This is a genomic window from Stenotrophomonas sp. DDT-1 (assembly GCF_001580555.1).
GTDB lineage: Bacteria > Pseudomonadota > Gammaproteobacteria > Xanthomonadales > Xanthomonadaceae > Stenotrophomonas > Stenotrophomonas sepilia.
The window spans coordinates 1-22,979 of record NZ_LEKR01000043.1; the positions used below are offsets into that span (position 1 = coordinate 1).

Annotated in this window: 26 protein-coding genes; 10 read left to right on the forward strand and 16 right to left on the reverse strand. The window is 67.0% G+C overall.

What is annotated here, in order from left to right; genetic code table 11:
* The coding region (locus AB839_RS17055) for an NUDIX domain-containing protein (protein ID WP_197467693.1) at positions 1-359 on the forward strand (359 nt) is incomplete at its 5' end.
* Between the two features lie 5 nt (positions 360-364).
* Positions 365-634 (forward strand): oxidative damage protection protein, encoded by a 270-nt coding sequence (locus tag AB839_RS17060; RefSeq protein WP_014036808.1) that lies wholly within the window; start codon positions 365-367, stop codon positions 632-634.
* 67 nt (positions 635-701) lie between these two features.
* Here the strand turns inward: AB839_RS17060 and AB839_RS17065 are convergent, their stop codons facing one another.
* The 10 genes from AB839_RS17065 to AB839_RS22040 form a co-directional block, all read right to left on the reverse strand.
* The gene (locus AB839_RS17065; protein WP_053500546.1) at positions 702-1,151 is read right to left on the reverse strand and encodes a DUF6491 family protein; all 450 of its coding nucleotides are present in this window, start codon (positions 1,149-1,151) and stop codon (positions 702-704) included.
* A 187-nt stretch (positions 1,152-1,338) separates the two neighbouring features.
* Positions 1,339-2,052, reverse strand: a complete 714-nt coding sequence (gene lolD, locus AB839_RS17070; RefSeq protein WP_014036806.1) for a lipoprotein-releasing ABC transporter ATP-binding protein LolD — start codon at positions 2,050-2,052, stop codon at positions 1,339-1,341.
* Entirely contained in the window at positions 2,045-3,286 is a 1,242-nt protein-coding gene (locus AB839_RS17075) for a lipoprotein-releasing ABC transporter permease subunit (protein ID WP_061480278.1), read from the reverse strand. Before AB839_RS17075 ends, lolD begins: the two co-directional genes overlap by 8 nt.
* 23 nt (positions 3,287-3,309) lie before the next feature.
* Positions 3,310-3,759, reverse strand: a complete 450-nt coding sequence (locus AB839_RS17080) for a hypothetical protein (RefSeq protein ID WP_061480279.1) — start codon at positions 3,757-3,759, stop codon at positions 3,310-3,312.
* Complete coding sequence (locus tag AB839_RS17085; protein WP_049413478.1) at positions 3,710-3,958, reverse strand: succinate dehydrogenase assembly factor 2; 249 nt, start codon at positions 3,956-3,958, stop codon at positions 3,710-3,712. Before AB839_RS17085 ends, AB839_RS17080 begins: the two co-directional genes overlap by 50 nt.
* A 98-nt stretch (positions 3,959-4,056) precedes the next feature.
* Positions 4,057-4,842 carry a succinate dehydrogenase iron-sulfur subunit gene (locus tag AB839_RS17090; RefSeq protein WP_005409079.1) on the reverse strand — a complete coding sequence of 262 codons (786 nt, stop codon included), beginning with the start codon at positions 4,840-4,842 and terminating at the stop codon, positions 4,057-4,059.
* 66 nt (positions 4,843-4,908) lie between these two features.
* Entirely contained in the window at positions 4,909-6,699 is a 1,791-nt protein-coding gene (gene sdhA / locus AB839_RS17095) for a succinate dehydrogenase flavoprotein subunit (protein WP_014036803.1), read from the reverse strand.
* Between the two features lie 31 nt (positions 6,700-6,730).
* On the reverse strand, positions 6,731-7,117 hold the full coding sequence (gene sdhD, locus AB839_RS17100; RefSeq protein WP_005409077.1) for a succinate dehydrogenase, hydrophobic membrane anchor protein: 387 nt from the start codon (positions 7,115-7,117) through the stop codon (positions 6,731-6,733).
* Positions 7,114-7,506 carry a succinate dehydrogenase, cytochrome b556 subunit gene (sdhC, locus tag AB839_RS17105; protein ID WP_005416132.1) on the reverse strand — a complete coding sequence of 131 codons (393 nt, stop codon included), beginning with the start codon at positions 7,504-7,506 and terminating at the stop codon, positions 7,114-7,116. Before sdhC ends, sdhD begins: the two co-directional genes overlap by 4 nt.
* A gap of 56 nt (positions 7,507-7,562) precedes the next feature.
* Positions 7,563-7,733: a DUF1674 domain-containing protein gene (locus tag AB839_RS22040; protein ID WP_005409075.1), complete on the reverse strand. Its 171-nt coding sequence runs from the start codon at positions 7,731-7,733 to the stop codon at positions 7,563-7,565.
* Positions 7,734-7,772: 39 nt separating this feature from the next.
* Here AB839_RS22040 and AB839_RS17110 point away from each other — a divergent pair, with 39 nt between their 5' ends.
* Positions 7,773-8,648, forward strand: a complete 876-nt coding sequence (locus AB839_RS17110; RefSeq protein WP_061480280.1) for a folate-binding protein YgfZ — start codon at positions 7,773-7,775, stop codon at positions 8,646-8,648.
* 120 nt (positions 8,649-8,768) lie between these two features.
* Here the strand turns inward: AB839_RS17110 and ugpC are convergent, their stop codons facing one another.
* On the reverse strand, positions 8,769-9,851 hold the full coding sequence (ugpC, locus tag AB839_RS17115) for a sn-glycerol-3-phosphate ABC transporter ATP-binding protein UgpC (RefSeq protein WP_061480281.1): 1,083 nt from the start codon (positions 9,849-9,851) through the stop codon (positions 8,769-8,771).
* A gap of 352 nt (positions 9,852-10,203) precedes the next feature.
* Here ugpC and zwf point away from each other — a divergent pair, with 352 nt between their 5' ends.
* The 5 genes from zwf (at position 10,204) to eda (ending at position 16,203) form a co-directional block, all read left to right on the forward strand.
* A complete protein-coding gene (gene zwf, locus AB839_RS17120) occupies positions 10,204-11,640 on the forward strand; it encodes a glucose-6-phosphate dehydrogenase (RefSeq protein ID WP_061480282.1) in 1,437 nt (478 codons plus the stop codon).
* Positions 11,637-12,644, forward strand: coding sequence for a glucokinase (gene glk / locus AB839_RS17125; protein ID WP_061480283.1), 1,008 nt, complete (start codon positions 11,637-11,639; stop codon positions 12,642-12,644). Before zwf ends, glk begins: the two co-directional genes overlap by 4 nt.
* Complete coding sequence (pgl, locus tag AB839_RS17130; protein WP_049413491.1) at positions 12,641-13,363, forward strand: 6-phosphogluconolactonase; 723 nt, start codon at positions 12,641-12,643, stop codon at positions 13,361-13,363. Before glk ends, pgl begins: the two co-directional genes overlap by 4 nt.
* Before the next feature lie 58 nt (positions 13,364-13,421).
* Positions 13,422-15,338: a phosphogluconate dehydratase gene (gene edd, locus AB839_RS17135; RefSeq protein ID WP_061480284.1), complete on the forward strand. Its 1,917-nt coding sequence runs from the start codon at positions 13,422-13,424 to the stop codon at positions 15,336-15,338.
* 205 nt (positions 15,339-15,543) lie between these two features.
* Complete coding sequence (gene eda / locus AB839_RS17140; RefSeq protein ID WP_061480285.1) at positions 15,544-16,203, forward strand: bifunctional 4-hydroxy-2-oxoglutarate aldolase/2-dehydro-3-deoxy-phosphogluconate aldolase; 660 nt, start codon at positions 15,544-15,546, stop codon at positions 16,201-16,203.
* 98 nt (positions 16,204-16,301) lie between these two features.
* On the opposite strand, the gene AB839_RS17145 is transcribed toward eda, so the two are convergent.
* The 3 genes from AB839_RS17145 to ispG all read right to left on the reverse strand — a co-directional run bounded on the left by AB839_RS17145 (position 16,302) and on the right by ispG (position 19,145).
* A complete protein-coding gene (locus AB839_RS17145; RefSeq protein WP_061480286.1) occupies positions 16,302-16,949 on the reverse strand; it encodes a response regulator in 648 nt (215 codons plus the stop codon).
* Between the two features lie 170 nt (positions 16,950-17,119).
* Positions 17,120-17,899, reverse strand: coding sequence for a phosphatase PAP2 family protein (locus tag AB839_RS17150; RefSeq protein ID WP_061480287.1), 780 nt, complete (start codon positions 17,897-17,899; stop codon positions 17,120-17,122).
* Positions 17,880-19,145, reverse strand: a complete 1,266-nt coding sequence (gene ispG, locus AB839_RS17155; protein ID WP_061480288.1) for a flavodoxin-dependent (E)-4-hydroxy-3-methylbut-2-enyl-diphosphate synthase — start codon at positions 19,143-19,145, stop codon at positions 17,880-17,882. Before ispG ends, AB839_RS17150 begins: the two co-directional genes overlap by 20 nt.
* Positions 19,146-19,259: 114 nt before the next feature.
* Here ispG and AB839_RS17160 point away from each other — a divergent pair, with 114 nt between their 5' ends.
* On the forward strand, positions 19,260-20,486 hold the full coding sequence (locus AB839_RS17160) for an ATP-binding protein (protein WP_049414674.1): 1,227 nt from the start codon (positions 19,260-19,262) through the stop codon (positions 20,484-20,486).
* Positions 20,483-21,046, forward strand: a complete 564-nt coding sequence (locus AB839_RS17165; RefSeq protein WP_005409063.1) for a response regulator transcription factor — start codon at positions 20,483-20,485, stop codon at positions 21,044-21,046. The genes AB839_RS17160 and AB839_RS17165 overlap by 4 nt, the downstream gene beginning before the upstream one ends.
* A 32-nt stretch (positions 21,047-21,078) precedes the next feature.
* Here the strand turns inward: AB839_RS17165 and pgi are convergent, their stop codons facing one another.
* Both pgi and panD read right to left on the reverse strand, forming a co-directional pair.
* Positions 21,079-22,593, reverse strand: coding sequence for a glucose-6-phosphate isomerase (gene pgi / locus AB839_RS17170; protein ID WP_049439728.1), 1,515 nt, complete (start codon positions 22,591-22,593; stop codon positions 21,079-21,081).
* Entirely contained in the window at positions 22,590-22,970 is a 381-nt protein-coding gene (gene panD, locus AB839_RS17175; RefSeq protein ID WP_006432456.1) for an aspartate 1-decarboxylase, read from the reverse strand. The genes pgi and panD overlap by 4 nt, the downstream gene beginning before the upstream one ends.
* Between the last annotated feature and the right edge of the window lie 9 nt (positions 22,971-22,979).

Sequence of the window (22,979 nt, forward strand, 5' to 3'; positions counted from 1 at the left end):
AGCAGCGCGTGCTGCTGCAGAAGCGGCCGGACACCGGCATCTGGGCGCAGCTGTGGACGCTGCCGCAGGCCGAGGCCGGCAGCGACCTGCAGGACTGGTTCGACGCACATGTCGACGGCTCGCTGGAAGATGCGGAGGAACTGCCGGTGCTGCAGCACACCTTCAGCCACTACAGGCTGCACCTGCAGGTATTGTCACGGAAGGTGCGCGGCCTGCGCGTGGAAGAACCCACGCTGCGCTGGGTCGCCAACGACGAGCTACCCGCATTGGGCCTGCCGGCACCGATCCGCAAACTGCTCGACGGCGCCACGATCAAGACGCCGAAACGAAATTCCAGCAAACCCCGCAACCACGAGTGAGTGCCATGCCCCGAACCGTCTTCTGCCAGTACGAACAACGCGATGCCGAGGGCCTGGACTTCGTGCCCTACCCCGGCGAGCTGGGCCAGCGCATCTTCAACAACATCGGCAAGCAGGCCTGGGCCGCGTGGCTGGCCCACCAGACCATGCTGATCAACGAGAACCGGCTGTCGCCGCGCACGCCGGAACATCGTGCGTTCCTTGAAGGCGAACTGGTCAAGTTCCTGTTCGAGAAGGACGCGGAAAAGCCGGCCGGCTTCACCCCGGAAGCCTGACCTGCCGGTAGCGCCGGGCCATGCCCGGCGTCTAGGCATCCGCCGGGCATGGCCCGGCGCTACCCGTTTATTTCCCGGATTCCTCGCGCTCCTGCACCTGCGCCTGTCGCAGCTCCTGTTCGGACGCACGCAGGGCCTTCACGTCCAGCTTGCGGATGCTGTTGATGAAGCACGGCAGGCGCGGGCCGCCGGTGGGGTCGCGCACCAGCACCTTGTCGAAGCGCGACGACACGCGGCCCATGCTGCTGGTCAGGCCGATGGCGGTCGCATATGGCAGGTCCTGGCAGGGACCATTCAACTCCAGCAGATAGGCTTCGCTGGGACGGGTCCACACCGCCAGCGCACTGTCGCCCAGCTCGGTCCAGCCATTGAGGCTGCCAAAGAACTGCATGTCATTCTGCGGCGCGCCGGCGTGGGCACGGTACAGATCCAGTTTCTCGGTACTGCTGAGCCGGCCGGTGGTCGCACAGGCGGCCAGTGCCAGGCAGAGCCCAGCCATCAGGATCGGGGTCTTCATGGCGATCTCCTCGGGGAACTGTCGCCATCATGCGCCTGGGCTGGCAACGCCGGCGCGACGGCTCGCGCCCCATTCAGCCGCCGGTCGGCGGCTACTGGCCGGACCACGGTAGACGCCAACCTTGGTTGGCGCTTGCCCTGCAGGAGCAGCCACCCAAGGCCAGCCTCTACCAAAGCGGTCCCAGCGCTCAGACGTCGGCGTGGGCCAGTGCGTGCAGGCGCCCTTCGCGTAGCTCCAGCACCCGGTCCAGGCGCCGTGCCAGGCTGCGGTCGTGGGTCACCAGCACCAGGCTGGTATGACGCGCGCGGTTGAGTTCCAGCATCAGCTCGAACACGGTGCCGGCGGTGCGGTCATCCAGGTTACCGGTCGGCTCGTCGCCGAGCACGCAGGCCGGATGATTGACCAGCGCGCGCGCCACTGCGGCACGTTGGCGTTCGCCGCCGGACAGCTCGCCCGGCTTGTGGTCCAGGCGATGGCCGAGGCCGACCGCTTCCAGCAGCGTGGTGGCCCGGCTGCTCGCCTCGGCCACGGCGGTGCCGGCCAGCAGCACCGGCATCATCACGTTTTCCAGCGCGGTGAACTCCGGCAGCAGGTGATGGAACTGGTAGACGAAGCCCAGCGCCTGGTTGCGCAGCAGGCCGCGCGCGGTATCCGACAGCGCCGACATGCGCTGGCCGGTCACATACACTTCGCCGGCAGTCGGAATGTCCAGGCCGCCCAGCAGGTGCAGCAGCGTGCTCTTGCCGGCACCGGAGGCGCCGATGATCGCCACCGTCTCGCCAGCAGTCACGGTCAGGTCCAGCCCATCGAACACCGGGGTCTGCATGCGCCCTTCGGCGTAGGTCTTGCCCAGTGCTTCGGCGCGGATCACTTCGTCGCCGCGGTTGAAGACCTTATTCATAACGCAGGGCCTCCGCCGGCTGGGTGCGTGCTGCCCGCCAGGCGGGATACAGGGTGGCCAGGAAGCTCATCAGCAGTGCGACCACGGTGATCGCCACCACGTCGCCGGTCTGCATGTCGGTCGGCAGGCCGGTGATGTAGTACACATCCTCCGGCATCAGCTTGACGTTGAACACGCTCTCGATAGCGCCGAGGATGCGCTCCAGGTTGAGGGTCAGGGTGATGCCACCGATCAGGCCGGCCAGCGTGCCGAAGATGCCGATCAACGAGCCCTGCACCATGAACACCTGCATCACCCCGCCCGGGGTCAGGCCCAGGGTGCGCAGGATGGCAATGTCGGCCTGCTTGTCGGTCACCAGCATCACCTGCGAGGACACCAGGTTGAAGGCCCCCATGGCGATGATCAGCGACAGCAGGATGCCCATCACCACCTTCTCCATGCGCAGCGAGTGGTAGAGGTTGGCGTTCTGCTGCGTCCAGTCACTCACGCGGTAGGCACCGCCGAGGCTCTGCGCCAGGTCCACGCCCACTTCCAGCGAACGGTCCATGTCGTGCAGTTTCAGCCGCACGCCGGTGGCGCCGTCACTGCGCAGAACACGCTCGAGGTCCTGCATGTTGGCGAAGCCGACGCCGCGATCGACCTCGTTGTACCCGGCCTCGAAGATGCCGCTGACGGTGAAGCGCTTCATCCGTGGCACCGCACCGGCCGGCGTGCCCTGCACTTCGGCAAAGGTCACCAGCACCTGGTCGCCAACGTCCACGCCCAGCCAGATCGCCAGCTCCTTGCCCAGCAGCAGGTTGAAGCTGCCCGGCTTGAGGCTGTCATAGCTGCCCTTGGTGACCTTCCTGTCGATCACCGAGACGTTCGGCTCCAGCGCCGGATCGATGCCCTGGATGATCGCGCCCTGCACGCGCGGGCCGCTGATCATCGACTGGATCTCGATGTACGGCGCGGCACCCGCCACGCGCGGATCCTTGCGGGCAACATCAACCACCCGCATCCAGTCCGGCATCGGCTCGCCGTCGCGGCTGATGGTGGTATGGGCGGTCATCTGCAGCAGGCGGCTGCGGATTTCCTTCTGGAAACCGCTCATCACCGCCAGGGTGGTGATCAGCACCGTAACGCCGAGCGCGATGCCCAGGATCGATGCCATCGAGATGAAGGAAATGAAGCCGTTGCGGCGCTTGGCGCGCAGGTAGCGCAGGCCGATGGCCACGGGAATGGGTTTGAACATGCAGGCACGCCGGTCAATTCAGCTTATGGTGCCATTGACCGGGGCCGACGGGAAACGCTGCGTGTGGCCACGGCCAGTCGCAGTTCACGTCGCTGCCCTGAATCGAGCACATCCGGCCAGAACAGCAGGCGCCGGCGGCGCCGATCCTCACGCCACAGCAACAACAACCATGGGCCACGCACCACCAGCCGTGGCGTATCGACGTCCCGTCCGGCCACCTGCAATGCCTCGGGAAGCGGAGGCAGAAGCACCTGCACGCGCGGCCTGCGCTGGCGCCAGGCCAGTTCGGCCAAGCCGACGCCCCAGGCCAGCAGCAGCGCGGGCATCAGCAGCCGCGCAGGCAGATCCGAGGCGCGCAACAACCAGGGGGAGGCCAGCAGCACCGCCAACTGGGCGGCGGCCTGCAGCCGCGAGGGGCGCCACTCAAGGCTTGAGGGCGAGGATCTTCTGCATGAGGGGGATCGCGTGCGCATGCGGGCAGGCCTCATAGCCCATGAACCAGCGCCACAACTTATCGTCCTCGCAGTCGAGCAGGAACAGGAAAACCTCGCGCTCTCCGGTCGGTGCAGTGCTCCACTCACGGTCCAGGTAGCGGCCGAACAGCTGGTCCAGTTCGCGCATGCCGCGGCGGCAGCGCCAGCGCAGCTTCTTCAGCAGGACATCGTCTTCCATCGTGCTTCTCCAGATACAGCAAAGCCACGCATGGCGTGGCTCTACTGGGTGGCGCAGCCTCGCGTGACGTGGCTCCACCGGGTACTGCCAGGCCTGTATCAGGCGCGGCGCTCCATCATCAGCTTCTTGATCTCGGCGATCGCCAGCGCCGGGTTCAGGCCCTTCGGGCAGGTCCGGGCGCAGTTCATGATGGTATGGCAGCGGTACAGCTTGAACGGATCTTCCAGATCGTCCAGGCGCGCACCGGTGTCCTCATCGCGCGAGTCGATGATCCAGCGGTAGGCCTGCAGCAGGATTGCCGGGCCCAGGTAACGCTCGCCGTTCCACCAGTAGCTCGGGCAGCTGGTCGAGCAGCAGGCGCACAGGATGCACTCGTACAGGCCGTCGAGCTTCTTGCGGTCTTCCGGCGACTGCAGGCGCTCGCGGTCCGGCGGTGCCGGGGTCTGGGTGCGGATCCACGGCTTGATCGAGGCGTACTGCGCGTAGAAGTGGGTCAGGTCCGGAACCAGATCCTTGACCACGTTCATGTGCGGCAGCGGGTAGATCGGCACTTCCTTCTTGCCGCAGTCCGAGATGGCTCGGGTGCAGGCCAGGGTGTTGGTGCCGTCGATGTTCATCGCGCACGAACCACAGATACCTTCGCGGCAGGAACGGCGGAAGGTCAGGGTCGGGTCGATCTCGTTCTTGATCTTGATCAGGGCGTCCAGGACCATCGGGCCACAGGCGTCCAGATCGACTTCATAGGTATCGGTGCGCGGGTTGCTGTCGTCGTCCGGACTCCAGCGGTAGATCTTGAAGGTGCGCACATTCTTGCCGCCGTTCTTGACGGGGAAGTGCTTGCCCTTCGTGATCTTGGAATTCTTGGGGAGTGAAAACTCGGCCATGGCTGCTCTCGTTGGCTCAGGCGGCCCGCGCCCGTGGGCGCGGATTGCATGGTAGGCGGGGTCGGATCAGTACACGCGCGGCTTCGGCGGCACCACGGACACGTCGTCGGTCAACGTGTACATGTGCACCGGACGGTAGTCGAAGCTGCACTTGCCCTTCTCGTCGACGCTGACCAGGGTGTGCTTCTGCCAGTTGACGTCGTCGCGGTCCGGATAGTCCTCGTGCGCATGCGCACCACGGCTTTCCTTGCGCTGTTCGGCCGAGTTGATCGTCGCCACCGCGTTGAGCAGCAGGTTGTTCAGCTCGTAGGTCTCGATCAGGTCCGAGTTCCAGACCAGCGAACGGTCGGAGACCTTCACGTCCTGGAACGAGTCGAAGATCTTGTCCATCTTCTCGCAGCCTTCCTTCAGCGTCTGGCTGGTGCGGAAGACGGCCGCGTCGGCCTGCATGGTGCGCTGCATGCGATCGCGGATGACCGAGGTCGGGGTATCGCCGTTGGCGTGGCGCAGCTTGTCCAGCAGGCCCAGCGCCTTGTCGCAGGCATCGGCCGGCAGCGGCTTGTGCGCGGCACCCGGCTTGATGGTCTCGGCGCAGCGGTTGGCCACCGCACGGCCGAACACCACCAGGTCGAGCAGCGAGTTCGAGCCCAGGCGGTTGGCGCCGTGCACGGACACGCAGGCCGCTTCGCCGATGGCGTACAGGCCCGGCACCACGGCGTTGTCGTTGTCGCCGACCTTCTGCACCACTTCACCGTGGTAGTTGGTCGGGATGCCGCCCATGTTGTAGTGCACGGTCGGAATGACCGGGATCGGCTGCTTGTGCACGTCGACGCCGGCGAAGATGCGGGCGCTCTCGGCGATGCCCGGCAGCTTCTCGTCGATCACGCCCGGGCCGAGGTGGGTCAGGTCGAGCAGGATGTGGTCCTTGTGCTCGCCGACGCCGCGGCCTTCGCGGATCTCGATGGTCATCGAACGGCTGACCACGTCGCGCGAGGCCAGATCCTTGTAGTGCGGTGCATAGCGCTCCATGAAGCGCTCGCCGCTGCTGTTGCGCAGGATGCCGCCTTCACCGCGGACACCCTCGGTGATCAGGCAGCCGGCGCCGTAGATGCCGGTCGGGTGGAACTGCACGAACTCCATGTCCTGCATGGCGATGCCGGCACGCATGGCCAGGCCGCCACCGTCGCCGGTGCAGGTGTGCGCCGAGGTGGCGCTGAAGTAGGCACGGCCGTAGCCGCCGGTGGCCAGCACCACGCCCTGGGCGCGGAACAGGTGCAGCGTGCCATCGGACATGTCCAGGGCCAGCACGCCGCGGCAGGCGCCTTCGTCGTCGAAGATCAGGTCGAGCGCGAAGTACTCGATCATGAAGCGCGCATCGTGCTTCAGCGACTGCTGGTACAGGGTATGCAGCATCGCGTGGCCGGTACGGTCGGCCGCCGCGCAGGTACGCTGCGCCGCCGGGCCTTCGCCGTACTTGGTGGTCATGCCACCAAACGGACGCTGGTAGATCTTGCCTTCGGCGGTGCGCGAGAACGGCACGCCGTAGTGTTCCAGTTCGATGATGGCCGGGATGGCCTCACGGCACATGTACTCGATGGCGTCCTGGTCGCCCAGCCAGTCCGACCCCTTGATGGTGTCGAAGAAGTGGTAGCGCCAGTCGTCCTCGCCCATGTTGCCGAGTGCGGCCGAAATACCGCCCTGGGCGGCAACGGTGTGCGAACGGGTCGGGAAGACCTTGGTCAGGCACACGGTCTGCAGGCCCTTGGCGGCCAGGCCGAACGTGGCGCGCAGGCCGGCACCGCCGGCGCCGACCACGACCATGTCGTACTTGTGTTCGGTGATCTTGTAAGCGGACATCTAATCTGGATTCCTGTGTAGGTGCCTGGGCTCAGGCAACGCCGAGGGCGATGCGGCCCACCGCAAACACACTGACGATCATGCCGAGCACGGCGACGAACTTCACCGCGGTCTGCAGCACCAGGGCCAGCAGCGATTCGTGGATGTAGTCTTCCAGCACGACCTGCATGCCGAGCTGCGCGTGCCAGAACATGGCGATCAGCAGGCCGATCAACGGCACTGCATTCCACGGCTTGGCCACGGCGGCGGCGGCGGTCGCGTAATCCGAGCCCAGCAGGCCCAGCACGAAGACCAGGAACCAGATGCCCAGCACCACCAGCGCGGCAGCGGTCAGGCGCTGGTGCACGAAGTGCTCGGTGCCGGTCTTGGCCGAGCCCAGGCCGCGCACGTTCTTCAGCGGGGTACGGAACTTGCTCACGCGGCACCTCCGAACATCACATAGGCCCACACCAGCAGGGTGATCACCAGGCTGCCGATGACCGACAGCCAGCTGCTGCGGATGAAGGCAGGGATGCTGAAGCCGATGGCGAAGTCCTGCACCACATGGCGGATGCCATTGCACAGGTGATAGGCGAACGACCATGTCCACGCGAACAGGAACACGCGGCCATACCAGGCCCCGGCATGGCCGGTGAAGCAGTTCCAGGACTCGGGCCCCATCATCAGGGCCAGCAGGCCGGCAGCGATGATGAGGGCACCAACAGACAGAAAGATGCCGGTGGCTCGATGCAGGATCGAGGTGGCCATCTGAATCTGCCAGCGATACACCTGAAGGTGCGGGGAAAGTGGGCGTTGTCTGGTCGCCATTCGCTGGGCTCGTTGTCTCGGCTGGGCGGCACGCGGCCGCGTTGGCTCAATGCTGATCAGAAATCGATGCAGCGTCCGTTTTTCTCCCAATCGCCATACCGCACCGGATCAAGTCCGCCGCGGCCGCCGAATTCCTCTGCTTTTTCCTGTTCCACGGGCACGGGTGCCGCGGGGACCAGCGGGGCTTCAGATTCGTCGTCGGGAGTGGGGGTTGTTTGGCCTATCATGTTCGGTCTCGCAACGCACAAATTTTAGACCTCGTTCACGTGCCTGACAACCTGCCCCCTGCTTTCGTCGGATATCCGCGCCTGCCCGGCCACCAGCTGCTGAGCCTGCAGGGCCCGGATGCGGCCGCCTTCGCCCACGCCCAGTTCAGCAGCGACGTCACCGCCCTGCCCCTGCTGCACTGGCAGTGGAGCGCCTGGCTGAGTGCCAAGGGCCGCACCCTGGCAGTGTTCCAGCTGCTCCGGCTGGCCGACGATCACGTGATGCTGGTGCTCGCCGACGGCGATGCCGATGCGATTGCGTCGCAACTGCAGCGCTTCGTGTTCCGTCGCAAGGTGAAGGTACAGGTGCGCAGCGATCTGGCCGTGGCCGGTGCGTTCACTGCGCCCGAGGCTGCCAGCGGCGCCGCGATCGCGCACGCTGCAGGTGACGGCTGGGAGCTGGACCTGGGCAGCGACGCCCTGCCGCGCACCCTGCGCATCGGGGCGACGGATGCCGTTGCATCCGGAAGCGAAACCGATGAAGCCGCCTTCGCCCTCGCCTGGCGCCAGGCCGACCTGCGCTACGGATTGTCGCGCTTGGACGAAAGCCAGCGCGAAGTGTGGACCCCGCAGCAGCTGGGCCTGGACCGCCTGAATGGCTACAGCGTGAAGAAAGGCTGCTACCCGGGCCAGGAAATCGTCGCCCGCACCCATTTCCTCGGCAAGGCCAAGCGCGCGGTGCAGCTGCTGCATACCGCGGCACCGGCACAGGCCGGCGATGGCGTGCTGCAGGACGGCGCGACGCTGGGCACGGTCGCCAGCGTGGCCGGCAACCTGGCGCTGGCGGTGCTGCCGCTGGAAGCCAGTGACGCCGACCTGCAGGTGGGTGATGCCATCGCGCAGCGCGTGCCGTTGCTGGATGGATTGGCGCGCTGAGGTTCACGCCGGGCACGGCCCGGCGCTACCGCCGCCATGGTGGGTGCGGACCGTTGGTCCGCACCGCAACGAAGCAGCCGAGCGTGGGCTCGGCTCTACAGCGTCAGAGGCGCTACAGCGTCAGAGGCGCTCGCCGGTTTCCGGGTTGAAGAAGTGCAGCCCCTGCGGGTGAATCGCCACGCGGATCTGCTCGCCCACTGCTGGCAGCGACTGCGGTGCCACGCGCATGGTCAGCGCATGCTGGCCACTGCTCAGATTGACGAAGATCTCGTTGCCGACCGGCTCGATGCCTTCGATGCGCGCGGTGAATGCATGCGCATCATCGGCAGCCGCTGGCTGCAGGTGCTCCGGGCGCACGCCCACCGCGATCGGCTTCTGCAGCCATGCCGGATCGATCATCGCCTGGCCCAGCGGTGCACGCCATTCGCCGTCGACCACGCTCACGCCGCCGGCATCGCCCTGCAACGTGCCACGCAGCACGTTCATCGCCGGGCTGCCGAGGAAACCGGCCACGAACAGGTTGGCCGGGCGATCGTACAGCGCCATCGGCGTATCGATCTGCTGGATGATGCCGTCCTTCAGCACCACGATGCGCTGGCCCAGGGTCATCGCTTCGACCTGGTCGTGCGTCACGTAGATCATGGTGGTGCCCAGCTTGCGGTGCAGCTGCGCGATCTCGGTACGCACGCTGTGCCGCAGCTTGGCGTCGAGATTGGACAGCGGCTCGTCGAGCAGGAACACCGCCGGCTCGCGCACCAGCGCCCGGCCCAGTGCCACGCGCTGGCGCTGGCCACCGGACATCGCCTTGGGCAGCTTGTCCATCATCTCGGTCAGGCCCAGCGTCTGCGCCGCCTCGGCAATGCGCTTGTCGATGGTCGCCTTGTCATGCCCGCGCAGCTTCAGGCCGAAGGCCAGGTTCTCGGCCACGGTCATGTGCGGGTACAACGCGTAGCTCTGGAACACCATGGCGATGTCGCGATCCTTCGGCGCCACGTCGTTGACCACGCGATCACCGATGGTCAGCGTGCCGCCGCTGATCTCTTCCAGGCCCGCCACCATCCGCAACAGGGTCGACTTGCCACAGCCGGACGGACCGACCAGCACCATCAGCTCGCCATCGGCGACCTCGAAGCTGGCGTCCTTCACCGCGACCTGGCCGTTGTCATAGACCTTGCGCACACCCTGCAACTGCACTTTTGCCATATCACCTATCCGGTCCGCCCGAAGCCGGGCTGTCTTTTGGGACTGCCTCGGCCCTCCCGATGGCAGTGATGATTGCGCGCTTGCCGCATGACGGCGAGCACTGCAATCGAATACAGTTGCCCATTCTGCCATGTAAACGTTTTCACGTGGCACTATCCGATGATCGGTGCGCACCGATCTGCGTCGGCGGTTGAACGAAGGTTCCGCCGAGGTAGTGGTTTCGAATGGAACGGTCTTCCGCAACCCCGGAGATCGCCCCTGACGAACCTCGGACAGGCAGTTGCGCGGATGTCCCCCGAACCCAGCCATGAAGCGATTGACAACGATGTCACCCGGATCTGAAACTCGAGCGATGCACGACACCCTCTTCCTGTTCGGTGCCACAGGTGATCTGGCCCAGCGCTACCTGTTCCCTTCGCTGCTTCGCCTGCTTGGCGACGGCCTGCTGCCGGAGGACTTCCGCATCCGCGCACTGGCCCTGTCCGGGCATGACACCGAAGCCTTCCATGACATCCTGCGGCCGCGCCTGCAGCAGGCCATGCCGATGGCCACGCAGGACGACATTGCTGCCCTGCTGCGCCGCATCGACTACCGTTCGGTGGACCTGCGCGACGTCGACTCGGTTGCCGCTGCGGTCTCCGACCTGGTGCACCGCAAGTGCGTCAGCTACCTCGCCATTCCGCCGGGCCTGTACATTTCCACCTGCGAAGGCCTGGCCAAGGGCGGCGCCCTCGCCGCGCCGGCACGCCTGATGCTGGAGAAGCCGATCGGCAGCGACAGCCAGAGCGCCGAGGAAATCATCAGCACCATCGGCCAGTGGATCGACGAGGACCGCGTGTTCCGCCTCGACCACTACCTGGGCAAGGCGGCAGTGCAGAACCTGATCGCGCTGCGCTTCGGCAATACGCTGCTGGAAGCGGTGTGGAACCGCAACTACATCGAATCGGTGCACATCCTGGTGGCCGAGAGCGAAGGCGTGGACGGCCGTGACGCCTACTATGCCCGCTCCGGCGCGCTGCGCGACATGGTGCAGAGCCACATCCTGCAGCTGCTGTGCATGGTGGCGATGGAGCCGCCGGCGTCGCTGGAGGCCGACCGCATCCGCGACGAGAAGGTCAAGGTGCTGCGCGCCCTTCGCCCGCTCGACGCGAAGCACGCCGCGCGTGACAGCATCCGCGGCCGCTACACCGCCGGCACCATCAACGGCCAGCCGGCGCAGGCTTACCAGCCGCCGGAAGGTAGCGACGTGGAAACCTTCGCCGGTGTCACCGCGCATATCGACAACTGGCGCTGGAGCGGCGTGCCGTTCCATCTGGTCACCGGCAAGCGCCTGCCCGAGCGCACCACCCGCGTGGTGGTCACGCTGAAGCCGGTCACCCATTGGCTGTTCGAGCGCCCGCAGCGCGCGCAGGCCGCACCGAACCGCCTGGTGTTCCAGCTGCAGCCGCAGGAAAACATCGAACTGGGCCTGATGAGCAGCCTGGCCGGCCCGGAATGGGGCGCGCTGGAACTGCATCCGCTGGAACTGGAACTGTCAGTGCCAACCGGCCTGCATCGCCGCATCGCTTACGAGCGCCTGTTCCTGGACGCCTTCAATGGCAATCACACGCTGTTCGTGCGCGACGACGAAGTGCGTGCAGCGTGGGCCTGGATCGACAGCGTCGCCGACGCCTGGAAGGACGCCAAGCTGCCGCTGGAACCCTACCCCGCCGGCCAATGGGGCCCGAGCAATGCCGGCGAGTTCCTGCCGCAGGGCGTGGACGCACCGGACAGTGGAGCGTCGGCATGAGGGCCAGTTCGCAGCCGGTGCTGGTGGCCGACATCGGTGGCACCAATGCCCGCTTCGCCCTGGCTGACACCTCGCAGGACGCACCTCTGCAGAAGGACAGCATCCGCGAGTACGCGGTGACGGAGTTCCCTTCGCTGGGTGATGCCGCGCGCCACCATCTGGAACAGATCGGTGCCACCGCAAGCCGCGGCGTGTTCGCAGTGGCCGGTCGCGTTGATGGTGATGAAGCACGCATCACCAACCATCCGTGGGTGATCTCGCGCAGCCGCACCGCAGCGATGCTCGGTTTCGACGAACTGCACCTGATCAACGACTTTGCCGCACAGGCGATGGCGATCTCGCTGCTGCAGCCCGAGGACGTGGTCCAGGTCGGCGGTGCCGCCTGGGTACCGGGCAAGCCGGGCCAGCCGCGCAACTACGCAGTGATCGGGCCGGGTACCGGCCTCGGCGTGGGCGGCCTGATCATGCGCCACGGCCGCTGCTACCCGCTGGAAACCGAAGGCGGCCATGTCAGCTTCCCGCCGGGAACCCCGGAAGAGATCCGCATCCTCGAGATCCTGTCCGAACAGTTCGGCCGCGTCTCCAACGAGCGCCTGATCTGTGGCCCCGGCCTGGTCAACATCCACCGCGCCGTGTGCGAGATGGCCGGTATCGACCCGGGCCAGCTGCAGCCGGTGGACGTGACCGCCCGCGCCCTGCACGGTGATCCGCAGGCAATGCGCACCGTGGACGTGTTCTGTGCCGTGTTCGGCGCCATCGCCGGTGACCTGGTGCTCACCCAGGGCGCCTGGGATGGCGTGTTCCTGACCGGCGGCCTGACCCCGAAGATGCTCGATTCGCTGCAGCACTCTGGTTTCCGCCAGCGCTTCGAACACAAGGGCCGCTTCTCCTCCATCATGGCGCGCGTGCCCTCATTGGCGGTGATGCATCCCCACGCCGGATTGCTGGGCGCCGCCGCCTATGCCACCGACGCCGAACGTGACGCACCAGGAGTTGCCGCATGAACCCCAGCTTCCACGACGATCGCATCGAGTTCATCCAGCACGGCGACGCCGACGGCTGGATCGAAGCGGTGGCCGCTGAGATGGCACGCACCCTCAACCACGACATCAATGAAGTGGGCCGCGCCCGCATCCTGTTGTCCGGCGGCACCACGCCGGCCCCGGTCTACCAGGCACTGGCCGAGCTGGACGTGCACTGGGACCGGGTTGAAGTGAGCCTGGCCGACGAGCGCTGGCTGTCGCCGCAGGATCGCGACAGCAACGCCTGGCTGGTGCGCGAGCACCTGCTCAAGCGTACCGAGGGCGCCCACTTCGATCCGCTGGTACGGATCGGCAAGCCACTGCCCGAATGCGTGTACACCGCCAACCTGCAGGCGCAGCACAGCCAGCCGCCGAGCCTGGTAGCGCTGGGCATGGGCAACGACGGGCACACCGCCTCGCTGTTCCCGGGCTCGAAAGACCTCGCACGCGCACTGGAAAGCACCCTGCCCTACGCTGCGCTGGATGCCACTGGCTGCCCAGGCGCGAACCAGTGGCCGCTGCGCATCACGCTGACCCCGCACGGCCTGCGCCAGTGCCGCCAGCGCCTGTTGCTGCTGCGCGGCAAGCAGAAGCTGCAGGTACTGCGCCAGGCGCTGGACAGCAACGATGCCCAGCAGTATCCGATCCTCAATGCGATCAACCTGGAAGGCGCGCGCCTGCGCGTCCACTGGGCTGATTGATGTCGGCGGCGGCGCCGTGCCGCCGCTTGCCTCTCGCCACCACGAACGCCGGTAGCCAATGAGCCTCCATCCTCAACTGCAAGCCATCACTGAGCGCGTCATCCGCCGCAGCGCCGCCTCGCGCGCCGCCTATCTGGCCGCGATCGATGCCTCCCTGCGTGAGGGCCCGTTCCGCAGCCGCCTGAGTTGCGGCAACCTCGCCCACGGGTTCGCCGCCTGCGGCGGCACCGACAAGAGCCGCCTGCGCGGCGGCGTGACGCCGAACCTGGGCATCATCACCGCCTACAACGACATGCTGTCGGCGCACCAGCCGTTCGAGACCTATCCCGAACAGATCCGCGACATCGCCCGCGAGCTGGGCGCCACCGCACAGGTCGCCGGCGGCGTCCCTGCAATGTGCGACGGTGTCACCCAGGGCCGTGGTGGCATGGAGTTGTCGCTGTTCTCGCGCGATGTCATTGCCCAGGCCACGGCCATCGGCCTCAGCCATGACATGTTCGATACCACCGTCTACCTCGGCGTGTGCGACAAGATCGTGCCGGGCCTGCTGATCGGTGCGCTGGCCTTCGGCCATCTGCCGGCGGTGTTCGTACCCGCCGGCCCAATGACCCCGGGCATCCCGAACAAGCAGAAGGCCGAAGTGCGCGAGCGCTACGCCGCCGGTGAGGCCACCCGCGAAGAGCTGCTGGAAGCCGAGTCCGCGTCGTACCACGGTGCGGGCACCTGCACCTTCTACGGCACGGCCAACTCCAACCAGGTGCTGCTGGAAGCCATGGGCGTGCAGTTGCCCGGCGCCTCGTTCGTCAATCCGGGCACGCCGCTGCGCGACGCCCTGACCCGCGAGGCAACCGAACGCGCGCTGGACATCACCGCACTGGGCGACGACTTCCGCCCGCTGGGCCGGATCATCGACGAGCGCGCGATCATCAATGCGGTCATCGCGCTGATGGCCACTGGTGGTTCGACCAACCACACCATCCACTGGATCGCGGTGGCGCGTGCGGCCGGCATCGTGCTGACCTGGGACGACTTCGACGAACTGTCGCAGCTGATTCCGCTGCTGGCCCGTGTCTATCCGAACGGCGAGGCCGACGTGAACCGTTTCGCGGCCGCTGGCGGTCCGGCCTTCGTGTTCGGCGAGCTGATCAAGGCGGGCCTGATGCACGGCGACCTGGTCAGCGTCGCGCGTGGCGGCATGGCCGACTATGCGCGCGAGCCGCAGCTGCGTGACGGCCGGCTGGTCTACCTGCCGGGCCTGGAACACAGTGCCGATGACGAAGTGGTGCGTGGGGTCGACAATCCGTTCGAGCACCAGGGTGGCCTGCGCCTGCTGCGCGGCAACCTCGGCAAGTCGCTGATCAAGCTGTCGGCGGTGAAACCGCAGTACCGGACGATCGAAGCACCGGCGGTGGTGGTCGATGCACCGCAGGTATTGAACAAGCTGCACGCCGGTGGCCTGCTGCCGCAGGACTTCGTGGCGGTGGTGCGTTACCAGGGTCCGCGTGCCAACGGCATGCCCGAACTGCATTCGCTGGCACCGCTGCTGGGCCTGCTGCAGAACCAGGGCCGGCGCGTGGCGCTGGTCACCGACGGCCGCCTGTCCGGTGCGTCGGGCAAGATCCCAGCGGCCATCCATGTGACGCCGGAAGCGGCGCGCGGTGGCCCGCTGGCCAAGGTCCGCGAGGGCGACATGATCCGCCTCGACGGTGAGGCCGGCACGCTGGAAGTGCTGGTGGACGCGGCGGAATGGGCAGCACGTCCGCTGGCGCCGAACACCGCGCCGGCCGCGCATGACCTGGGCCGCAATCTGTTTGCGATCAACCGTCGCGTGGTGGGTCCGGCGGACCAGGGGGCGATTTCGATTTCGTGCGGGCCGGCGGCGGCCGATGGCGGGCCGTGGGACTACGACGCGGAGTATGAGCTGGGGCACGATGCGGCAGCGGCGGCGGCGCCGCATGAGGCGAAAGACGCCTGACGCGAAAAGCCGCGGCAGGCTTCCCGGCTTGGGCAGTAGAGCGCCCTGGCCGGGACACGCCGTAAACCCATCCATGGGGGCTCGATCGCGGCATCCATGCCGCTCACGGTCCCGGCCAGGGCGCTCTACTGCCCTTGGACAATTCCCGGCGCGTCATTTGCGCTGCGGCCACTGAATCAAGAAGAGCAAAGGCAAGGGCAAAAGCATGGGTATCGAACGACATCAGGTGAAGGCGGCGGAGCTGTTGCATGCGGCGGGCATCCTGCCCGTGGTGACGATTCATACGCTGGACCAGGCCCGCGCGGTGAGTGCGGCGCTGCTGGAAGGTGGTCTGCCGGCGATCGAGCTGACGCTGCGCACGCCGGTGGCGATGGAAGCGCTGGCAATGCTCAAGCGCGAGCTGCCGGACGTGGTGGTGGGTGCCGGTACGGTGCTGACCGTGGAGCAGATGCAGCAGTCGATCGATGCGGGTGCGGACTTCCTGGTGACGCCGGGTACGCCGTCGGCGCTGGCTGATGCACTTGCCGCCGCGCCGCTGCCGGTGGTGCCGGGTGCGGCGACGCCGACCGAGCTGCTGTCGCTCTACGCCCGCGGCTTCCGCGTGTGCAAGCTGTTCCCGGCCACGGCCGTGGGCGGGCTGGCGATGATCAAGGGACTGGCCGGCCCGGTGGCGGACCTGAAGCTGTGCCCGACCGGCGGCATCACCGAGAACACCGCCGCCGAGTACCTTGAGCAGAAGAACGTGGTCTGCATCGGCGGTTCGTGGATGGTACCGGGCAACTGGATCGCCGGCGGCGAATGGGACAAGGTGCGCGCCAGCGCCGCCGACGCGGCGAAGATCATCAAGCGCGTGCGCGGCCTCTGAGCCCGAAGCAGGTGTAGAGCCGAGCCCATGCTCGGCTCCACTCCAGCGGAATGGAGAGCAGCCGAGCATGGGCTCGGCTCTACGGAAGACCGAATCCCTTACAACGGCCGCGCCGGATCCACCAGCCCGTACTGGCTGGCCATGCGCGCCAGCGCGATGTTGTCGTGGATCCCCATCTTCTCGAACAACCGCGCCCTGTGCGTGTTCACCGTCTTGGCACTCAGGCTCAGGCGCCGCGCGATGTCTTCCTGGCGCAGGCCCTGGGTCAGCAGCAATGCTACTTCCAGTTCTCGCGGCGACAGGCTGTCGAACGGCGAACCATTGCCCTCCACCGTCGACAAGGCCAGGTTCTGCGCGATGCTGGTGCCCAGGTAGCGACGGCCCATGGCCACATCGCGCACCGCGCGCAGCAGCTCCTGTGCATCGCAGCCCTTGCCGATGTAGCCCGCGGCCCCCGCCTCCAGCAAGCGCTTCGGCAGCGGCCCGTCTTCCAGCACCGACACGATCACCACGCGGGTGTTGCGGTGGCTGCGGACGATGCGCTCGGTCACTTCCATGCCACTCACACCGGGCAGGTGCAGGTCGCACAGCACCACGTCCGGCAGCAGCTGGCGGACGTCGCGCAGTGCGTCTTCACCGGTCTCGGCTTCGCCCACCACCTCGATGTCGGTCTCCCCCGACAGGATCATCTTCATCCCGGTGCGGACCAGCGCATGGTCATCCACCAGGTAGACTCGAATCGTCATTCACGTACCTCTTCGAATGCGGCCATTGCAGGTCAAGCTAGGCAGGACGCCGATACCCCTGCAAGCGCGTTCGGGACGCGATCCGGGCGTTCTGCCTTGCGCATCACAGTAACGCGCGTTGTGCTTGCCCCCTGTCTTGCAGAACCTGCTGCAACGAAACAACTGATCTATTACGTAGACGCCGCGGAAGGGTCATCCACGTCACCCCCCTGTGATGATGCTTCGCTGGCCGTCGCTGGCGGCGAATCCCGACGTCGCCAAGGATGCCGGCGACTGAACATGACCAGATAGCACCCTACCACCCAAACCAGCGCGGCACACCATCCGGCCAGGATGTCCGAGGGATAATGCACGCCCAGATAGACCCGTGAGACGCTCACCAGCAGGCTGAACGGGGGCGCCAGCAGCAGTACCGGCCAGCGCCAGCGTGTATTCCAGGCCAGCAGCACCAGGGTCGCGGCAAGGGTCATCGAGCCCATGGCGTGCCCGCTGGGGAAGCTGAACGTCGATTCCGGCGCAATCGACTCCCACAGGCTGGGGCGCTGGCGCTGGAAGAAGTGCTTGCTGCCCATGTTCAGCAACGCCGATCCCACGAAACTGACCGCGACGAAGGTCGCCTCGCGCCAGCGCCGGTAGCCCAGCAGCGCACCGATGATCAGCACGTCAGCAGGGATCAGGAACCACTCGTAGCCCAGTTTCGAGATGAGCACGAAGAAGCGGTCCAGCCATGGCGAATGCAGGCCATGCATCTGCCACAGCAGCGGCGCATCGAAATGGAACGATTCAAATTCGTGCACTTCGTCCGCCAGGGCGACGAAGCCGGCCAGCGGCAGCAGCACGCCGCCGAACAGCAGGACCAGGCGCCAGGCATTGCGCGCCATCCAGTGGCGGAAACCGGAGGCGGACTCCGGTGCGGCGAGGATCGCAGGCTTATCCGGCGCTTCGGACATATTTGTGTTCGACGTAATCGTCGATCAGGGCGACGAACTCCTGGGCGATGTTGTCGCCACGCAGGGTCACCTTCTTCTCGCCATCGACGAATACCGGTGCCGCCGGCGTCTCGCCCGTGCCCGGCAGGGAGATGCCGATGTTGGCATGGCGCGACTCACCCGGCCCGTTGACGATGCAGCCCATCACCGCCAGGGTCATGTTCTCCGCACCCGGGTGGTGGATCTTCCACAGCGGCATCTTCTCGCGCACGTGGTTCTGCACCACTTTGGCCAGTTCCTGGAAGAACTCGGAGGTGGTGCGGCCGCAGCCCGGGCAGGCCGTGACCAGCGGCGTGAAGGCGCGCTGGCCGGTGGTCTGCAGCAGTTCCTGGGCGACGATCACTTCCTGCGTGCGCGACTGGCCCGGCTCCGGGGTCAGCGAGATGCGGATGGTGTCACCGATGCCTTCCTGCAGCAGCACGCTCAGCGCTGCCGACGAGGCGACGATGCCCTTGCTACCGATACCGGCTTCGGTCAGGCCCAGGTGCAGGGCGAAGTCCGAGCGCTGGGCCAGGTCGCGGTACACCGCGATCAGTTCCTGCACGCCACTGACCTTGGCCGACAGCACGATGCGATCGCGCGGCAGGCCGAGTTCCACCGCCTGCTCGGCCGAATCCAGGGCCGAGCGGATCAGCGCTTCGCGCAGCACGCGGCCGGCATCCCAGGGCTGTTCGCGCAGGCTGTTCTCGTCCATCAGCTTCGCCGCCAGGGCCTGGTCCAGCGAGCCCCAGTTGGCGCCGATGCGCACCGGCTTGTTGTAGCGGATCGCGAACTCGATCAACTGGGCGAACTGCAGGTCCTTCTTCTTGCCGAAGCCGACATTGCCCGGGTTGATGCGGTACTTGGCCAACGCTTCCGCACATGCCGGCTCGGCGGTGAGCAGCTGGTGGCCGTTGTAGTGGAAGTCACCGATCAGCGGTACATCGATACCCATCATCGCCAGCTTGTCGACGATGCGCGGAATGGCCGCAGCGGCTTCCACGGTGTTGACGGTCAACCGCACCATCTCCGAGCCGGCACGCCACAACTCGGCCACCTGCTTCACGCTGGAGGCCACGTCGGAGGTATCGGTGTTGGTCATCGACTGCACCACCACCGGCTTGCCGCCGCCTACGGTGACCCCGCCGATCTGGACGGCATGGGTCTGGCGACGGGGCCAGGCGGTGGCATCGGAGGGGGGAGTCGGGCGGGTGACGGCGTCGTGCATGGGCGCATTCTACCGCCCACTCCCGCATTCGGGGTGACTCGCATTCAGCCTGCGGCACGGCTGCGGCCGATTGTCGCAGGCATGTACACGCATGAACGCATACGATGAGCGTGAATGACTGGTCCCGACGCCCCGTTTCTCCGTACCCTGTGCAGCCTGCGCTGGCTTGCCGTAGGCGGCCAGGCCGCCACCATCCTGGTCGCGACCTGGGTGCTGGGCCTGCCGTTGCCGCAGCTGCCGTTGTGGGCCGGCGTGGCGGTGCTGGCCCTGTTCAACGTCTACACCCAGCTGCGCCCGGAAGCGGCCGACACTGCGCCGCTGACCGCATTCGGCCATATCCTGGTGGACGTGATCATCTTGACCTGGATGGTGGGCTGGAGCGGCGGCATGGCCAACCCGTTCAGTTCACTGTTCCTGATCCTGATCGCGCTGGCCGCGTTCGCCCTGCCCCTGCGCTGGGCACTGGCGGTCGCGCTGGCCTGCCTGCTCGGCTACGCCGCCAGCGGCATCTTCGGGCAGGCGCTGCCGGACGGCTACTTCCGCGCTCAGGACCTCAATCGCTGGGGCGTGGTCGCCAACTTCCTGATTTCCGCCACAGTGGTGCTGGCCTTCTCCACCCGCCTGGCACTGGCCCTGCGGGAGCGCGAACTGGAACTGTCGGCGCTGCGTGAGCGCTTCGCCCGCAACGAGGGCATCGTCGCCCTGGCCACCCATGCCGCCTCGGTGGCACATGAACTGAACACGCCGCTGGCGACCATGACCCTGCTCGCCGACGATGTCGCCGAGCGCAGCGAAGAGCCGGAAGTGCGCGAGGACATGGAAACCCTGCGCGAGCTGCTGGTGCAGTGCCGCGAGCGCGTGCTGGCACTGGCCGCACCGGCTTCGGCCGATGCACCGGGTCGCAGCCACTCCAGCGCCCAGCAGGTGCTGGAGCAATGGCGCCTGGTGCGGCCGACCATCGACCTGCATCGCAACGACGATGCGCCGCTGCGGCTGCCGCTCGACCCGGGCGTAGGCCACCTGCTGATGGTCCTGCTCAACAATGCCGCCGATGCCGGCGAGAAGGCCGGCCGGCCGCGCGTGGACCTGGACCTGCGCATCGAGGGCGACGACCTGATCGGCGAAGTACGCGACTACGGCCATGGTTTCGACGCCCGTGCCGCCGTGCTGCCGGGCAAGCTGTTCGGCAGCAGCAAGAGCGAGGGCATGGGCGTCGGCCTGGCCCTGTCCCATGCCACCATCGAACGCCTCGACGGCGAGATGTGGATGCGCCCGGCCCAGGGGGCCGGCAGCCGCGTCGGCTTCCGCCTGCCGCTGGCCCCACGCGAGGAAACCCCATGAGCGCCTCAACCCTTGGTCTGCTGGTCGACGACGACGAGCTGTACCTGCGTACCCTGCAGCGCAGCCTGGCCCGCAAGGGCCTGGAAACACAGACCGCACAGGATGCCGCCAGTGCCCTGGCACTGGCCCGCCAGCATCCGCCGGCGTTCGCGCTGATCGACCTGAAGCTGGGCAGCGATTCCGGCCTGGCGCTGATCCAGCCGCTGCGCGCACTGCGCGCGGACATGCGCATCCTGCTGGTGACCGGCTATGCCAGCATCGCCACCGCAGTGGAGGCGATCAAGCTGGGCGCGGATGATTACCTGCCGAAGCCGGCCACGGTGCCGATGATCCTGCGCGCGCTTGGCGAGGAGGACGACGGCCCGGCCGACGACGGCGAAATGGAAGTGCCCGATGCGATGACGCCGATCAGCCGCCTGCAGTGGGAACATATCCAGCAGGCGATGCACGAGACCGGCGGCAACGTGTCAGCGGCCGCACGCCTGCTCGGCATGCACCGGCGCTCGCTGCAGCGCAAGCTGGCCAAGCGGCCCAGCCCGGAACGCGATCCGAGCCGGTGAGACGCCACGCCGTGCACCGGTAGTGCCGGGCATCAGCCCTTCAACTGCGCCAGGATCTCGCGGGTCATCGGATCGGCAACCGCCACATCCTCGCCCTGCAGCGCCGGCAACAGGCCACTGGCCAGCTGCTTGCCCAGCTCGACACCGAACTGGTCGAAGGCGTTGATGTTCCAGATCACCGACTGCACGTATACAGCGTGCTCGTACATGGCGATCAGTGCACCCAGCGCCTGCGGGGTCAACGCGTCGAGCAGGATCAGCGTACTCGGCCGGCCTCCCGGGTAGTCGCGGTGCGGATCTTCGCTGCCCTGGCCATTGGCCAGCGCTTCGGTCTGCGCCAGCAGGTTGGCCAGCAGGGCCTGGTGATTGATCGTGTAGGGATCATCGTTGTGCACGCAGCCGATGAAATCGGCCGGAACGATGCTGGTGCCCTGGTGCAGCGCCTGGAAGAAGCTGTGCTGCACGTCGGTCCCTGCCCCGCCCCACCACACCGGCACGGTGTCGACGGTGACCGGCTGGCCGTCGCGCTGCACGCGCTTGCCCAGGCTTTCCATCACCAGCTGCTGCAGGTAAGCCGGCAGCAGCGCCAGGCGCTGGTCGTAGGTCATCACCGCGTGCGTGGCATGGCCCAGCAGGTTGCGGTTCCAGATGTCGGTGAGGCCGTGCAGCACCGGCAGGTTGCGCTCCAGCGGTGCATCCAGCGCATGCGCATCCATCTGCGCGGCGCCTTCCAGCAGCTGCTCGAAACGCTCGAAGCCGATCGCCAGCGCGATCGGGAAACCCACCGCCGACCACAGCGAATAACGGCCACCGACCCAGTCCCACATCGGCAGCACGCGATCGGCGGCGATCGCGAAGGCCTTGGCAGCGCGCTCCGGATTGGCGCTGACCGCATACAGGCGCTCGCTGCCGCCCAGCCAGTCGTGCAGGATCTGGCCGTTGAGCAGGGTTTCCTGGGTACCGAAGGTCTTGGAGATCAGGATGCCGGCAGTCTTCGCCGGATCCAGCGTGGCCAGCGTGCGCTGCATGGCGGCGCCGTCCACATTCGACACGAAATGCACACGCAGGCGCGCACCGGTGACCGGGCGCAGCGCATCGGCGACCAGGCGCGGGCCGAGGTCGGACCCCCCGATGCCGACACTGACCACATCGGTCACGCCACTGTCTTCCAGCGCGCGCACCAGCACGCCCATGCGCTGGCGGATGCCGCGCGCGGTGGCATAGGCCTCGGCCGCCACCGGCGCATCGACCACGTCGCCACGCAGCGCGGTATGCAGCGCGGCGCGGCCTTCGGTCAGATTGACCTGCTCGCCGCGGAACAGGCGGGTGATGGCGCCGCCGACATCACGGTCGGCAGCCAGCGCCAGCAACGCCTGCAGCGCCGCGGCATCGTACTTCTGACGGGCGAAGTTGACGTACAACGGACCGACCCGCAGCGCCAGGTCCTGCACGCGGCCGGGTTCGGCGGCGAGCAGGCTGGGAATGCTTGCGCCCTTCAGGCGCTGGGCGTGGGAATGCAGCGAGTCGAATCCGTTGTTCGTTGTCATGCGGCCTGGGTCGGGATCGTGTCGTTGGTGTGGGTGATCTGGTTGTTGCCATCAACGTACACCAGCTTCGGCTTGAAGCTGTCAGCTTCCTGCTCGGTCATGCTGGCGAACGCGGCGATGATGATGATGTCGCCGACCTGCACGTGGCGCGCGGCGCCACCGTTGAGCGAGACAACGCCGCTGCCGGCTTCGGCGCGGATGGCATAGGTCGAGAAGCGCGCACCGTTGGTCACGTCCCAGATATGCACCTGTTCGAACTCGCGGATGCCCGTGGCAGCCAGCAGGTTGTCGTCGATGGCGATCGAGCCTTCGTAGTTCAGCTCGGAATGGGTGACGGTGGCGCGGTGGATCTTGGTCTTGAGCAGGGACAGGTGCATGGGGGGCGC